The sequence below is a fragment of the Rhizobium sp. CNPSo 3670 genome, from assembly GCF_057784555.1.
The window spans coordinates 1-14,524 of record NZ_JBXSOL010000037.1; the positions used below are offsets into that span (position 1 = coordinate 1).

The 14,524-nt window shown below is 61.4% G+C and carries 12 protein-coding genes; 11 read left to right on the forward strand and 1 reads right to left on the reverse strand.

The features are described 5' to 3' along the window. The first annotated feature begins 60 nt into the window (after positions 1-60). From ltnD to AC13QO_RS26090, 10 genes are all read left to right on the forward strand, one after another. On the forward strand, positions 61-1,017 hold the full coding sequence (gene ltnD, locus AC13QO_RS26045) for an L-threonate dehydrogenase (RefSeq protein WP_488542288.1): 957 nt from the start codon (positions 61-63) through the stop codon (positions 1,015-1,017). Next, positions 1,017-1,793: a 2-oxo-tetronate isomerase gene (otnI, locus tag AC13QO_RS26050; RefSeq protein ID WP_488542289.1), complete on the forward strand. Its 777-nt coding sequence runs from the start codon at positions 1,017-1,019 to the stop codon at positions 1,791-1,793. Before ltnD ends, otnI begins: the two co-directional genes overlap by 1 nt. Positions 1,794-1,796: 3 nt before the next feature. Beyond that, positions 1,797-3,074 (forward strand): 3-oxo-tetronate kinase, encoded by a 1,278-nt coding sequence (otnK, locus tag AC13QO_RS26055; RefSeq protein WP_488542290.1) that lies wholly within the window; start codon positions 1,797-1,799, stop codon positions 3,072-3,074. Positions 3,075-3,261: 187 nt separating this feature from the next. Then, the gene (locus AC13QO_RS26060; protein WP_488542291.1) at positions 3,262-4,098 is read left to right on the forward strand and encodes a GNAT family N-acetyltransferase; all 837 of its coding nucleotides are present in this window, start codon (positions 3,262-3,264) and stop codon (positions 4,096-4,098) included. Positions 4,099-4,110: 12 nt separating this feature from the next. Then, entirely contained in the window at positions 4,111-5,487 is a 1,377-nt protein-coding gene (locus AC13QO_RS26065) for an aminotransferase class III-fold pyridoxal phosphate-dependent enzyme (protein WP_488542292.1), read from the forward strand. Between the two features lie 220 nt (positions 5,488-5,707). Beyond that, positions 5,708-6,421, forward strand: a complete 714-nt coding sequence (locus tag AC13QO_RS26070) for an HAD-IA family hydrolase (RefSeq protein WP_488542293.1) — start codon at positions 5,708-5,710, stop codon at positions 6,419-6,421. Between the two features lie 64 nt (positions 6,422-6,485). Further along, positions 6,486-8,096: an ABC transporter substrate-binding protein gene (locus AC13QO_RS26075; protein WP_488542294.1), complete on the forward strand. Its 1,611-nt coding sequence runs from the start codon at positions 6,486-6,488 to the stop codon at positions 8,094-8,096. Between the two features lie 88 nt (positions 8,097-8,184). Continuing rightward, positions 8,185-9,135 (forward strand): ABC transporter permease, encoded by a 951-nt coding sequence (locus AC13QO_RS26080; RefSeq protein ID WP_488542295.1) that lies wholly within the window; start codon positions 8,185-8,187, stop codon positions 9,133-9,135. Beyond that, a complete protein-coding gene (locus AC13QO_RS26085; protein WP_488542296.1) occupies positions 9,132-9,998 on the forward strand; it encodes an ABC transporter permease in 867 nt (288 codons plus the stop codon). The genes AC13QO_RS26080 and AC13QO_RS26085 overlap by 4 nt, the downstream gene beginning before the upstream one ends. Beyond that, on the forward strand, positions 9,995-11,650 hold the full coding sequence (locus AC13QO_RS26090; protein WP_488542297.1) for an ABC transporter ATP-binding protein: 1,656 nt from the start codon (positions 9,995-9,997) through the stop codon (positions 11,648-11,650). Before AC13QO_RS26085 ends, AC13QO_RS26090 begins: the two co-directional genes overlap by 4 nt. Positions 11,651-11,977: 327 nt before the next feature. On the opposite strand, the gene AC13QO_RS26095 is transcribed toward AC13QO_RS26090, so the two are convergent. Then, entirely contained in the window at positions 11,978-12,682 is a 705-nt protein-coding gene (locus AC13QO_RS26095) for an aspartate/glutamate racemase family protein (RefSeq protein ID WP_488542298.1), read from the reverse strand. A 468-nt stretch (positions 12,683-13,150) separates the two neighbouring features. On the opposite strand from AC13QO_RS26095, the gene AC13QO_RS26100 reads away from it, so the two are divergent. Next, entirely contained in the window at positions 13,151-14,473 is a 1,323-nt protein-coding gene (locus tag AC13QO_RS26100; protein WP_488542299.1) for an NAD(P)/FAD-dependent oxidoreductase, read from the forward strand. Positions 14,474-14,524: the final 51 nt, after the last annotated feature.

Below are 14,524 nucleotides of genomic sequence, written 5' to 3' on the forward strand. Positions count from 1 at the left end.
CTGCCAGAAAATCGCTTATCGCCGCCCAGGCATGGCTCTTTCAAGACTGGAGAAACTCCCATGACACCGCTTGCCGAACATTCAGGCCACACCGTCATCGCGGCCGTGATCGGACTTGGCTCCATGGGCCTGGGAATGGCTCGCTCGATGAAGCGCGCCGGTCTTGACGTCATCGGATATGACATAACGCCGGCGGCAGTGGACCGCTTCGTCGCCGAAGGCGGACGTGGCGCGGCGACTCCTGCCGACGCCGCCAGGGAGGCTGACATCGTCGTCTGCGTGGTCGTCAACGGCGCGCAGACCGAGGCCGTGCTGTTCGGGGAGCAGGGCGTTGCGGCTGCGATGAAAGCCGGCGCCGTATTCATCTCGTCGGCAACCATGGATCCGGCCGTCGCACGCGCTCTGGCGGAGCGGGCCGAGGCCCTCGGTCTGCACTATCTCGATGCGCCGATATCGGGCGGCGCGGCTAAGGCAGCACTTGGCGAGCTGACGATCATGGCTTCCGGTTCCAGGCAGGCTTTCAATGCGGCGCGGCCGGGGCTCGACGCCATGGCCGGCAAGGTCTACGAGCTCGGCGACGCGGCCGGTACGGGCGCCGCATTCAAGATGATCAACCAGCTTCTCGCCGGGGTGCATATCGCGGCCGCATGCGAGGCCATCAGCTTTGCCGCCAAGCAGGGTCTCGACCTCGACAAGGTTTATGAAGTCATCACCGCCTCGGCTGGCAATTCATGGATGTTCGAAAACCGCGTGCCGCATGTACTGGCCGGAGACTATACGCCGCTCAGCAGCATCGAGATCTTCGTCAAGGATCTCGGTATCGTCCAGGATATGGCCCGCTCCGAACGATATCCGGCACCGCTCGCGGCAGCCGCTCTGCAAATGTATCTGGCGGCGGCTGGGGCCGGCATGGGCCGCGACGACGATTCCTCACTCGCGCGCCTCTACGCCAAGCTTTCCGGCGCGGAGTTGCCCGGTTCCGTCAAGGAAACGCAGGGCCTGCAAAGGAAGCCATAATGCCAGTTTTTGCCGCCAACCTGACGATGATGTTCAACGAATGGGCCTTCCTCGACCGCTTCGACGCCGCAGCCGAAGCCGGCTTTTCCGCCGTCGAATATCTCTTCCCCTACGAAGCCGCACCCGAGGCTATTGCCGAACGGCTCACCCGCAACAATCTGCAGCAGGCCCTGTTCAACCTGCCGCCGGGCGACTGGGGCGCCGGCGAACGCGGCATTGCTGCCCTTCCCGGACGGTTCGACGAGCTGAAGGCCAATGTCGAGCGGGCATTGGACTATGCGGCGGCGACCGGCGTCAGACGGTTGCACCTGATGGCGGGCATCGCCGATCCTCATAATCAGGACGCCTCTTCCTCATACCGGCGCTCCGTCGCCTACACCGCCGGCCGGCTTGGGGAAAAGGGCATCGACCTTCTGCTTGAGCCGATCAACGGGCGCAACATGCCGGGATATTTCCTGAACGATTTTGGCATCGCCGAGCGGCTGATCGCCGAATGCGGCCTGCCGAACCTGAAGCTTCAATTCGACATCTATCACCGTCAAATCATCCATGGCGACGTTGCCATGGCATTGCGGCGCCTGCTGCCGATTACTGGCCACATCCAGATCGCCAGCGTGCCGTCACGCAACGAGCCGGATGGGGAAGAGCTGAACTATCCCTATCTGTTCAGCCAAATCGACGGGCTGGGTTATGATGGCTTCATCGGCTGCGAATATATTCCGCGAGGCCGCACGCTGGACGGCCTGGGCTGGTTCGCCCCTTTTGCACGGAACTAGACGATGGCTATTTCACTCGGATCGATCGCTGACGACTACACGGGCGCATCGGACCTCGCCAACACGCTGACAAAGAACGGCTTGCGCACGGTGCAGACGGTCGGCATCCCCGATCCCTCGCTCGCACTGCCCGACGTGGATGCCGTTGTCGTCTCACTGAAAATCCGCTCGGTCCCTGCCTCTGAGGCCGTGAGGGCTGCCACGGAAGCCGAGCGATGGCTGCGCCAGCGGGGCGCGAGCCACGTCCTTTACAAAATCTGCTCGACCTTCGATTCCACCGACGCCGGCAATATCGGTCCCGTCACCGAGGCCTTGCGCGATGCTGCGGGCGGCGGCAGCGTGCTGGTTACGCCAGCCTTTCCGGAAACCGGGCGTACCGTCTATCTCGGCCATCTGTTCGTCGGCGGCCAGCCATTGAACGAAAGCCCGCTCAAGGATCACCCCCTCAACCCGATGCACGACGCCAATCTCGTGCGGGTTCTCGCCCGGCAAACGCGCGGCGCCGTCGGACTGATCGACCTGGCAACGATTGCGGCCGGCCCTGCCGCCGCCAGGGCGAGGCTCGATGCGTTGCGCACGACAGGCGTGACCATGACTGTCGCCGACGCAATATTCGAAAGGGATCTGGAAACGCTCGGCGAGATCGCGCTCGAAATGCCGGTATCGACCGGTGCCTCCGGCCTTGGCCTCGGCCTTGCTCGGGCGCTCGTCCGTTCCGGCCGCATATCCGGCAGCACACCAGTTGAAGACATCATTCGCCCTGTCGGCGGGTTTTCGGCGATCGTTGCCGGCAGCTGTTCGAAGGCAACGCTACGCCAGCTCGAGGTCGCCGAACGGTCGTTGCCTGTGCTGCGGCTTGATCCGGAGCGGCTGATATCAGGCTCGAATGAGATCGCCGCCGCTATTTCCTGGGCCGGAGACCGTATCTCCGCCGGTCCCGTCATAGTCGCCGCCAGCGCGGCGCCGGAAACGGTATCCCGCCTGCAATCGCAATACGGGCGGGAGGCCTCCGGCCACGCGATCGAGACCGCGACCTCGATCATCGCAGCCGAACTGGTTGAGAGAGGCGTGCGGCGCCTCGTGGTCGCCGGCGGCGAAACCTCCGGGGCCGCAGTCGACAGGCTTGCCATCCCGGCATTTCTGATCGGACCCGAGATTGCTCCGGGCGTGCCGGTGTTGCGCACGGTCGGCAATCGGCAGGGCGACATGCTTCTGGCGTTGAAATCAGGAAACTTCGGCGGGGACGACTTCTTTGCGGCAGCGCTGGCGATGATGCACTGACCTGCCCCACGACCCGAGCGACCCGGCCCCAGCCGGTTTTGGACAGCATGGATATCGTCCGGCTCTAGCATAAGATGCGGCAGCCCGACGGCGTAAAGCCATAAGATACTGCCTGAACCGCGGCCTTCAGACGATCTGCCCGCCGGGGCTCCGGCAGACTTGCGGGCAGGACATGAAGGACGGCCCGATGCAAACACGCCAGATCGAAATCGCTGCATTTAGCCCAGATCATCTGGAGGCAGCCGTTGCACTCTCCAGACAGGCGGGCTGGCCTCATCGGCAGCAGGACTGGCAGATGGCCCTCGCCTTGAGCGAAGGCGTGGTCGCAATCGAGAACGACAGGGTCGTCGGCACCGTGCTCGTCACACCTTACAGGCAAGATTGCGCGACCATCAACATGGTCATCGTCGACGAAGCCATGCGCGGCCGTGGCCTCGGTCGCAGGCTGATGGATGCCGCCTTACAGATCGCAGGCGACAGGCCGCTGCGGCTCGTGGCGACAACGGCGGGCCTGCCGCTCTACCAGAAGCTAGGCTTCCAAGAAACCGGAACCGTGGCTCAGCACCAAGGCCTTGCCGGAGAAATCGGCGCGCCGGTCGGCACGAGCGCTGCCACCGCCGACGATCTCTCGTCCATCATTCAGCTAGACCGTCTTGCCTTCGGCGCCGACCGAGAAAAGCTCATCTCCTACCTCGCAAAGGTGGGCGAATTCGCTGTCATTCGCCGCGACGGCGGTGCCTCGGGTTTCGCCTGCCTGCGTCCCTTCGGGCGCGGCGAGGTGATCGGACCCGTGGTCGCCGCGAATATAGAAGACGCCAGGAAACTCATCGAACATCACGTCGCCGCACGGGCGGGACGGTTCCTCAGGGTGGACACGACTGCCGAAACTGGACTCTCTCAATCGCTCGTCACGATGGGGCTAGCCCATGTCGACGGCGGGATCGTTATGAAAAAGCCCTCGGTCGGCGACCTCGCCGCCCGGACCGTCACCACCTTTGCCCTAGCCAACCAGGCCCTCGGCTGATCCGGAGATCCCATGTACAGCAACTCGCTCATCGAACTCGATCGTGCCCATCTCATTCATCCGGTGGCATCCTACCGCAGTCATGAAAAACATGGCGTGCGCGTGCTGGCCTCCGCCAAGGGAGCAACGGTCACCGACGCCTCGGGCAAACAATTGATAGACGGGTTCGCCGGTTTGTGGTGCGTCAACGCCGGTTACGGCCACGACAGCATCGTCGAGGCGGCGGCCCGGCAGATGCGGGAGCTTCCCTATGCAACCGCCTATTTCGGCCTCGGCTCCGAGCCCGCGATCCGGCTCGCAGGCGAACTTGCCGACCGGGCGCCGGGGGATCTGAACCATGTCTATTTCACGCTCGGCGGCTCCGACGCGGTGGACAGCACGGTTCGCTTCATTCGCTACTACTGGAATGCCCGAGGACGGCCCGAACGCGATCAGTTCATTTCGGTCGAACAGGGTTATCACGGTTCCTCGACGGTGGGTGCGGGCCTGACCGCCTTGCCTGCCTTCCATGCCGGATTCGGCCTTCCTTTCGACTGGCAGCATAAAATTCCGTCGCATTACGCCTACCGTAACCCCGCCGGCGATAGCCCGCAGGCGATCATCGAGGCTTCGCTCGCGGCGCTGGAAAGCAAAGTCGAGGCGATCGGGCCGGATCGCGTCGCCGCCTTCTACGTCGAACCGATCCAGGGTTCGGGCGGCGTGCTTGTGCCGCCGAAGGGCTGGCTTAAGGCGATGCGGGAATTCTGCCGCGAGCACGACATCCTTTTTGTCGCCGATGAGGTGATCACCGGCTTTGGCCGGACGGGGCCCCTTTTTGCCTGCAGTGAGGAAGAGGTCGTGCCTGATCTTATGACGACCGCCAAAGGCCTCACCTCCGGCTACGTCCCAATGGGCGCCGTCTTCATGGCCGATCACGTGTATGAGACGATCGCCGACGGGGCAGGCGCCACCGCGATTGGTCATGGCTTTACCTATTCGGCCCACCCCGTCAGCGCCGCCGTCGGCCTCGAAGTCTTGAAGCTCTACGAAAACGGCCTTCTCGACAATGGCGTCAAGGCCGGGAAGCGGCTGATGCAGGGGCTGGAATCGCTGAGGGACCATCCGCTCGTCGGCGATGTCCGCGGGCGCGGCATGCTCGCTGCCATCGAACTCGTGGTCGACAAAGTCAACAGGACGCCGCTGCCGGCATCCGCCGAGCCGGCGCGCCGCATCTTCGATCGCGCCTGGGAAAACGGCCTCGTCATCCGCGCCTTCGGCAACGGCGTGCTTGGCTACGCGCCGCCGCTATGCTGCACCGAAACCGAAATCGATGCGATCGTCGATCGCACGCGTTTGACGCTGGACGAGACGCTGGAGGACCCGGATGTGCGTCGGGCGCTGCGGACTTGAGAATACCGCGAAAGCGTCAGATTCGGTATTTTGTGCCGCCTCATGTGGTCTATTCGGCGAATCCGGCGCGGTGCAGGTGACAAACTGAAACGAAGAAAGACCGGGATCCCGGCGGATGCGGTCTTCCATACAAGAGCGGGACAATAAGCCCGCCGGCGGAACAAAAAATTCTTCTTTGAGAGGCCGCGCTCCTATCGGAGCCGAACACTGGGGAATTCACGTGAACAAGAGCCTTCCCGAATTCAAGTACATGGCCTTCGATGTCGTCGGCACGCTTATCGACTTCGAGGGCGGCCTCAAAGCCTGCCTTGCCGAGATCGCCGCCGAAACAGGAAGTGAAATCGATGGCGAGCGAGCGCTTAGCCTCTATCGCGAGGCCCGCTACTCCGACGACGCCGACCTCTTTCCCGACGATCTCGTGCGCGTCTACCTGGCGATCGCGCCGAAGCTCGGCCTGCCCAACGATCGCAAATACGGCGAACGTTTGCGGGACTCGGCAAAGAGCTGGAAAAGTTTCGCAGACAGCGCAGCAGCACTGGCAGAGCTCGCGAAAGATTACCGCCTCGTGGCGATGACCAACGCCCGCCGCTGGGCATTTGAATTCTTCGAGAAGGAGCTCGGCAATCCCTTCCACGCGGCCTTCACCGCCGACGATACCGGCACGGAGAAGCCCGATCCCGCATTCTTCGAGAAGGTATTCGACTACGTCGCCTCGGAGGGACATTCAAAAGATGACATCCTGCATGTCGCCCAGAGCCAGTATCACGACATCGGAATATCCAGGAAACTCGGCCTGACCAATTGCTGGATCGAGCGACGGCATGCCCAGAAAGGCTACGGCGGCACGATCGAGCCGGCCGAGTTCACTGCACCCGACTATCATTTCACGTCGATGGCAGGCCTCGCAGAGGCCGCGGCCGCCGCGCGCGCATGAATTTTAACACCGGACCGGGCTCGCATAGCAAGGCAGCCCCGTCACAGAAGAAAAGGGGAATGAGATGAACGACAAGATCACCAATTGGACCAGATCCGACGACGCCATGATCGAAACCGCCATTCGCCGCGGTGCGACCCGTCGCGAGTTGCTGCATATGATGCTCGCGGGCGGCGTTGCCATGTCCGCCGGCGGGGTTGTGCTCGGCCGCGCCGGCAAGGCGCTCGCCGCGACGCCCGTCTCAGGCGGGGCGCTCAAGGCGGCCGGCTGGTCGTCCTCGACCGCCGATACGCTCGACCCCGCCAAGGCGTCGCTCTCTACCGACTACGTCCGTTGCTGCTCCTTTTATAACCGCCTCACTTTCCTCGACAAGAGCGGTACGCCGCAAATGGAGCTTGCCGAGGCGATCGAATCCAAGGATGCCAAGACCTGGACGGTCAAGCTGAAGAAGGGCGTCACTTTCCATGACGGCAAACCGCTGACGGCTGAAGACGTCGTCTTCTCGCTGAAGCGCCATCTCGACCCGTCAGTCGGCTCGAAGGTCGCCAAGATCGCCGCCCAGATGACCGGCTTCAAAGCGGTCGACAAGCAGACCGTCGAGATCACTCTCGCCAGCGCGAATGCCGACCTGCCGACCATCCTGTCGATGCATCACTTCATGATCGTCGCCGACGGTACGACCGACTTTACGAAGGCTAACGGCACCGGCGCTTTCGTCAAGGAAGTGTTCGAACCGGGCGTTCGCTCGGTCGGAATCAAGAATAAGAACTACTGGAAATCGGGTCCGAACGTCGACTCGTTCGAATATTTCGCCATCAGCGACGACAACGCCCGCGTCAACGCGTTGCTTGCGGGCGATATTCATCTCGCCTCCGCGATAAATCCCCGTTCCATGCGCCTCGTCGAGGCACAGGGCGACGGCTTCACATTGTCGAAGACAACCTCCGGCAACTATACCAATCTCAACATGCGACTGGACATGGCGCCCGGCAACAAGCGGGATTTCGTCGAGGGCATGAAATATCTGGTCAACCGTGAACAGATCGTCAAATCGGCGTTGCGCGGTCTCGGCGAGGTCGGCAATGACCAACCCGTCTCCCCGGTAAACTTCTACCGCAATACAGAGCTGAAGGCCCGGGACTTCGACCCTGAAAAGGCGAAGTTCCACTTCCAGAAGGCAGGCGTCCTCGGACAATCCATTCCGATCATCGCCTCCGATGCGGCAAACTCTTCGATTGACATGGCCATGATCATCCAGGCCGCCGGTGCCGAAATCGGCATGAAGCTCGATGTCCAGAGAGTGCCGGCCGATGGTTACTGGGACAATTACTGGCTCAAGGCACCGATCCATTTCGGCAATATCAACCCGCGGCCGACCCCAGATATCCTCTTCTCCCTGCTCTACACCTCGGACGCGCCGTGGAACGAAAGCCATTACAAGTCGGAGAAGTTCGACAAGATGCTGATCGAGGCGCGCGGCTCTCTCGATCAGGACAAGCGCAGGGCAATTTACAACGAGATGCAAGGCATGGTCGCCCAAGAGGCTGGTACTATCATTCCGGCCTATCTCTCGAATGTCGATGCCACAACGGTCAAACTCAAGGGCCTGGAACCCAATCCCCTCGGCGGCCAGATGGGATATGCTTTCGCCGAGTATGTATGGCTTGAAGCGTGACGCAGCACAGGAGACTGGGGCTGCAGCCGCGCCCCAGTCCTTCATGTGCATAGATGCAACTCAACTCGAACTTAGAGGGAAGACGCCCGTGAACCGCCAGGTCTTATCCCTTGTACTGGGCAGATTGTTCGTCGCTGTGGTCACCCTGGTGATCGTCTCCTTCGCCGTCTTCTTCGCGACAATGCTACTGCCAGGAGATACGGCGTCGATCCTGCTTGGACAGGCCGCCACTCCGGAAGCCGTCGAAGGCCTGCGCAAGGCCATGCATCTCGATGAATCGGCGCTCTTTCGCTTCTTGCGCTGGTTGGCTGGGCTGCTGCAAGGCGACCTCGGAACGTCCTACGCCAACGAAATGCCGATCGCTGCTCTCATTGCCGGCCGCTTCGTCAACACCCTGAAATTGGCGGGCGTCACCGCGCTTTTCTCCGTGCCGATCGCGCTCACGCTTGGGATTACTGCGGCGATGCTGCGCGGCACTCTTTACGACCGGATCGTCACGGTGATCACCATCGGCGTCATCTCCGTACCGGAATTCATGGTCGCGACCTCTGCTGCGCTCATCTTCGCCGTCTATCTGAAATGGCTGCCGGCACTATCTTTCGCCAATGAAGTCCACAGTCTGGCCGACCTTCTGCGTGTCTATGCCATGCCGGTGATCACCCTCACCTTCGTGGTCTCGGCCCAGATGATTCGCATGACGCGCGCGGCTGTTATCGAGACTCTCAATACGCCCTATGTCGAGATGGCATTGCTCAAAGGGGCCTCGCGGCCGCGCATCGTCTTTCGACATGCGCTGCCGAATGCGCTCGGCCCGATCGTCAATGCGGTTGCGCTTTCGCTTTCCTATCTAATCGGAGGCGTCATCATCGTGGAGACTATTTTCAACTATCCCGGTATCGCCAAGCTGATGCTGGATGCCGTCGCTACCCGCGATCTGCCGCTAATCCAGAGCTGCGCAATGATCTTCTGTCTTGGCTACCTGCTGCTGATCACCATCGCCGATATCATCGCCATCCTTTCAAACCCGAGGCTACGATGACCATGTCCCATTCAGAAACTGCTTCCGGCCGGCTGTCGGGAACCCGGTTCGGCTATCGCTTCAACATCGTCGGCGCGATCGGCCTTGCCATCATCCTCTCGTGGGCTCTCGTCGCAATCTTTGCGCCGCTGATCATCCCCTATCCGGTCGGCGAGATCGTCGATCTCGACTATTTCGGCCCGATCAGCCGTGAACTCTGGCTCGGGTCCGATTATCTCGGCCGCGACATGCTCTCGCGGATCCTGATGGGCGCGCGGTACACGGTCGGGATCTCGCTCGCGGCGGTTACGATCGCCTGCTTCAGCGGCGTAGTGCTCGGCATGATCGCAGCGGTCGCCGGGGGCTGGCTGGACACATTCCTCAGCCGTTTCCTCGACGCTCTCAACTCCATCCCGAGCAAGCTGTTCGGACTGGTGGTCGTGGCTGCCGTCGGTTCCTCGGTCCCGGTGCTGATCATGACCTTGTCGGTGATCTACATCCCCGGCGCCTACCGCTTCGCGCGCGCGCTCGCCGTCAACATCAATGCGATGGATTTCATCACGGTCGCGCGAATTCGAGGTGAAAGCACCCTCTATCTCATTCGCTCGGAGATCCTGCCCAACATTGTCGGGCCGGTGCTTGCCGATCTTGGCATTCGTTTCGTCTTCATCGTTCTGCTGCTGTCCGGACTGTCGTTCCTCGGCCTCGGCGTCCAGCCTCCCTATGCCGATTGGGGAGCACTCGTACGAGAGAATATCGGCGGCCTGCCGTTCGGCGCGCCGGCCGTGATGTTTCCCTCACTTGCCATCGCAAGCCTCACCATCAGCGTCAATCTGCTGATCGACAACCTGCCGCAGAAAATCCGCGACCGGAGCGAGTCATGAGCCATTTCATTGAAATCCGTGACCTCAAGGTCGATGCAACCACAGATTCCGGCCGGCGAGTCGAGATCATCAAGGGCGTCAGCCTCGACATAGCCGAGGGCGAGATCGTCGCGCTGATCGGCGAGAGCGGCTCGGGTAAGACCACGATCGCGCTGACCCTCATGGGTCATACTCGTCCGGGCTGTCGCATCTCCGGCGGCAGTGTTTCGGTGAACGGCAAGGATTTGGTTAGGCTGAGCGAAAAGCAGCGCGCCAAACTACGCGGCACCGAGGTCGCCTATGTGCCGCAATCGGCCGCCGCGGCCTTCAACCCGGCCACGCCGATCATGGATCAGGTAATCGAGGTTACGCGAATTCATCAGCTGATGTCGCCGGAAGAGGCCCGCGCCCGCGCGATCGAGCTCTTCCGGGCGCTGTCCCTGCCCGAACCGGAAACGATCGGCAGCCGCTATCCGCACCAGGTTTCCGGCGGGCAGCTGCAGCGCCTGGCAGCCGCCATGGCGCTGATCGGCAATCCATCGCTCGTCATCTTCGACGAGCCGACGACGGCGCTGGACGTCACGACCCAGATCGAAGTGCTGCGCGCCTTCAAGTCGGTCATGAAGAAAGGCGGCATATCAGGCGTCTATGTCTCGCACGACCTTGCCGTTGTCGCACAGATCGCCGACCGGATCGTCGTGTTGAAAGGTGGAGAGATCCAGGAGATTGGCACCACCGAAGAAATCCTCAATGATGCCAAGCATCCCTATACCCGGCAGCTGCTCGCCGCCTTCGAGCCGAAACCGCGCGGCCCTGCAGGTGCTGCCGAGGGTGCAACGGCGCCGCTCCTGAAGATCGAGGACGTCGTTGCCGGTTACGGGCAGCCCCAGGCTGACGGCCTTCCGCTTGTTCGTGCGGTCGAGCACGTAAGCCTGACAGTGGAAAGAGGACGCAACCTCGGCATCATCGGGGAATCCGGATGTGGCAAGTCGACACTTGCCCGAACCATCGCCGGCATCCTGCCGGCCGCAGTCGGCAAGATCGTCTTCGACGGCACGGAACTGCGCCACAACGCCCGTGAGCGCTCGCGTGATGAGTTGCGGGAGATGCAGATCGTCTTCCAATATGCCGATACCGCTCTCAACCCGGCGAAATCTGTCGAGGACATCCTGGCCAGGCCGCTGGTCTTTTACCACGGCATGGATCGAAAGGCACGGAGCGCCCGGATTGATCAATTGCTCGACATGGTGCACCTGCCCCGCAACCTGCGTCATCGCCGGCCCGGCGAACTCTCGGGCGGGCAGAAGCAGCGTGTCAACTTCGCCCGGGCGCTTGCCGCCGATCCGAAGCTGATCCTCTGCGACGAGATTACGTCGGCGCTCGACACGGTGGTCGCCGCCGCAGTCATCGATCTGCTCAAGGAGTTGCAACGCGAACTCGGCCTCTCCTACATCTTCATCAGCCACGACCTCTCGGTGGTAGAGGCGATCTGCGACGAAATCGTAGTGATGTACGGAGGGCGTAAGGTCGAGGAAATCACCTCCTCGACGGTGAAGGCGCCGCAACACCCCTACTCACAACTGCTCTTTTCATCGGTGCCAACGCTCGATCCGGCTTGGCTCGACCGGCTCCAGCAGGATCCGGAACTTGTGCGGACCTATTGCCGACACTGAGCCACAGCCGCTGCGGCGGTTGCGGCAAACTGCCTTTTTCAGCCGACGCCGCGCGGCCTGAGGCTCGAAGCCTTCTTTGGTCAATGCTTGAGAGTCAGGATTGCACAGCATCGAGACGGTCGGTTCGAACTGCTGAAAACCGCTAAACCGCGGGCATTGGGTTTTCCCGCGTTAGCTTGAAGCATCCTGCCGGAGCAGGTTCGTCAGGGCAAAGACGATTGGCGACGGGCATACCTTTCAGTACGCCCGAGCGGATCGCCTACTCGAGGTGTGGTAGCTCCAGTCTGCTCCATAGGCTCCGAATGGGCAACCTCCCGAAAGCTCACGTCAACTGTGCGCACTTTCCTGAACGCGGGAGCGCGCCTTTAGTGCGCAGGATATGTGCAGCACGCCAAGCTCGGGGCTGGTAAGGACCGGCAACGATGCCTGGTGCGTATCACTTAGAGCATTTGCCATTGATGCTTGAGCAAGAACAACCACATCGACACTGCCCACGAGCGAAGCGAGGCCTTCCCGTACCCTAGCGTCGTGCGCCGCCCTGTCGCCGTGTCGCAATTTGTCAAACGCTCCTTCACAAAGACGACTTATCACAGAAACCCTACGACCTGCCCTTTCAGCATGGCGTTCAATCAGGCGGGTTGTGGGGTTCATTGTTGTAGCCAGAGTTGCAAGGACACCAATTCGGTTCCCGCGCTGGATCGCCTCAATCGCCATGCCATCATCTATACGGAAGAGGGGTATAGGGCAGAGTGGCATTGCCGCATCCACTGCAGGACCGAGCGAAGAGCAGGTGACGAGCACCGCCGAGGCCCCTGCATCCACCGCCGACCAAATTTGTGTCGCCAGCCGCCGCATAGTTTGAGGTGACAGCGCGCCTTCGCGAATGGTGTTCCCGAGCAGGCTCTCATCTAACATGTTGAACGAGCGCCAACCGGTCAGATGCAGACCAACGAGTTCGTTGAATGCGGGAATGATCCCAGGGACCGTATGGATCATAGCAAGCGCAGGGGACTCATTAATTTCCGATGGCATGGCAGAATCTCTAATTTTCGATTGTGCGCGCTCGTCCGCGACCGATACATGAGCGCGATCACGGCATCTGCCGTGCTACCGCTGTATTCTAATCTACCTCATCAAGCTCGGCAGTTTTGACTGTCGTGCCGCCGGACACGGAACTTTCCGCCGTGCCTACATTTTCATTCGATGCATGCTGCTTGCCCTCCTCCGGTAGATTCACCTGAGCTCACTTCGAGGACATTCCATGGCACCAATCTTTGATCAGTCTGGCCCCGCCCATCGGCCATATCATCGGCAATCGGATCCCCCGGGCCGAAGATATCATCGACATGTATTGCCCATCCGACGCTAAGGCCCTGGGTGCTTCCAGGCCTGCTCAAACCGTCGTTTCACGTCGATAGCCGTCATTGCCCGAGATCTTCTGACGGAGGGGCAGCAAACTTACTGTAGGTCGGCCGCCAGATATAAATTCAGGTCAATCCAATGTCTCCAATTGTCAAACGCATACACAACGATCAAGAGCTTCCTGCCAAGGCTGATGTCGTCGTCATCGGCGGCGGCATCATTGGTACAACGGCAGCTTTCTTTCTTGCCGAGCGGGGATTGTCTGTAGCCCTGGTCGAAAAGGGCCATGTCGGCTGCGAGCAGTCGAGCCGCAATTGGGGTTGGTGCCGCCAGCAGAACCGGGATGAGCGCGAGCTGCCTCTCTCCGGTGTCGCCCTGCGGATATGGGGTGAGTTTGAGTCCAAAATCGGAGAGGACGTCGGCTTCCGTCGATGCGGTCTGCTTTATGCAACCGACGATCCGCAGCAACTGGCGGAATGGGAAGCATGGCGTGATACGGCCCGCCAGTTCAACGTCAACACCAAGATGCTGAGCGCCAAGGAAGCGGCTACCGCAATTCCAGCGAACGGCCGTCGTTGGCTCGGAGGCGTTCATTCAATCGATGATGGCAAGGGCGAGCCTGCTATCGCCGCGCCGACGATCGCGAACGGCGCCCGCAAACTTGGGGCGACGATCCACCAGCAATGCGCTGCACGGGCCCTTGATATCGTTAATGGTGCCGTCGCCGGGGTCATCACCGAAAAGGGGACCATTCGCACACAAGCGGTTCTTTGTGCCGGCGGTGCCTGGACCTCAATGTTTTGTCGCCAGCACGGAGTTCTGTTTCCGCAGGCAAGCGTGCGCCAGACGGCACTTCGAACGCGGCCCACAGCGAATCTCGGTGAGGCAATCTATACGCCGGAGTGTGCGTTGACCCGCCGGTTGGATGGCAGCTACACGCTTGCGATCAGCGGCAGGGCGATGCTCGATATCACCCCGCAAGGCCTGCGCTACGCCCGCTGGTTTATGCCGATGTTTATGAAACGTCTGAAAGCGGTGCAGTTTGGAATCGGCAAATCCTTCCTCCATGGCCCGGAGGCACTCGGAAGCTTCAAGAAGAGTACACCTTCGGCTTTCGAGAGGATCCGCGTTCTGGACCCCGCGCCGAGCCGTCGCACGATCGCGGCCATTCTTGACCGAGTCAGAGAGCAATTTCCTGCAATGGCGGGCGTCGAAATTGCCGACAGTTGGGGGGCGTACGTGGATTTCACGCCGGACGCGGTGCCGGTTATCTCGCCGGCCGACGGTATGAGAGGTCTCTATCTGGCCGCGGGCTGCTCTGGCCATGGCTTCGGCCTCGGGCCGGGTGTCGGCCGTCTCGCCGCCGACTTGGTTGCCAATGATACACCATGTGTTGACCCCACCCCGTTCCGCCTGTCGCGCCTCCTTGATGGTTCGAAAGTCAAAGTCGGAGCAATCTGATCGTGGAGCCAGGGAACGGCCCTTGGGGCGACGCGCCGAGGGAAGCGAGCA

Bases quoted from the DNA above. Each gene is read 5' to 3' on its own strand.
- AC13QO_RS26090 (WP_488542297.1), top strand. From the start codon at position 9,995: ATGAGCCATTTCATTGAAATCCGTGACCTCAAGGTCGATGCAACCACA.
- AC13QO_RS26075 (WP_488542294.1), top strand. From the start codon at position 6,486: ATGAACGACAAGATCACCAATTGGACCAGATCCGACGACGCCATGATC.
- AC13QO_RS26065 (WP_488542292.1), top strand. From the start codon at position 4,111: ATGTACAGCAACTCGCTCATCGAACTCGATCGTGCCCATCTCATTCAT.
- AC13QO_RS26095 (WP_488542298.1), bottom strand. From the start codon at position 12,682: ATGCCATCGGAAATTAATGAGTCCCCTGCGCTTGCTATGATCCATACG.
- otnI (WP_488542289.1), top strand. From the start codon at position 1,017: ATGCCAGTTTTTGCCGCCAACCTGACGATGATGTTCAACGAATGGGCC.
- AC13QO_RS26100 (WP_488542299.1), top strand. From the start codon at position 13,151: ATGTCTCCAATTGTCAAACGCATACACAACGATCAAGAGCTTCCTGCC.
- AC13QO_RS26060 (WP_488542291.1), top strand. From the start codon at position 3,262: ATGCAAACACGCCAGATCGAAATCGCTGCATTTAGCCCAGATCATCTG.
- otnK (WP_488542290.1), top strand. From the start codon at position 1,797: ATGGCTATTTCACTCGGATCGATCGCTGACGACTACACGGGCGCATCG.
- ltnD (WP_488542288.1), top strand. From the start codon at position 61: ATGACACCGCTTGCCGAACATTCAGGCCACACCGTCATCGCGGCCGTG.
- AC13QO_RS26085 (WP_488542296.1), top strand. From the start codon at position 9,132: ATGACCATGTCCCATTCAGAAACTGCTTCCGGCCGGCTGTCGGGAACC.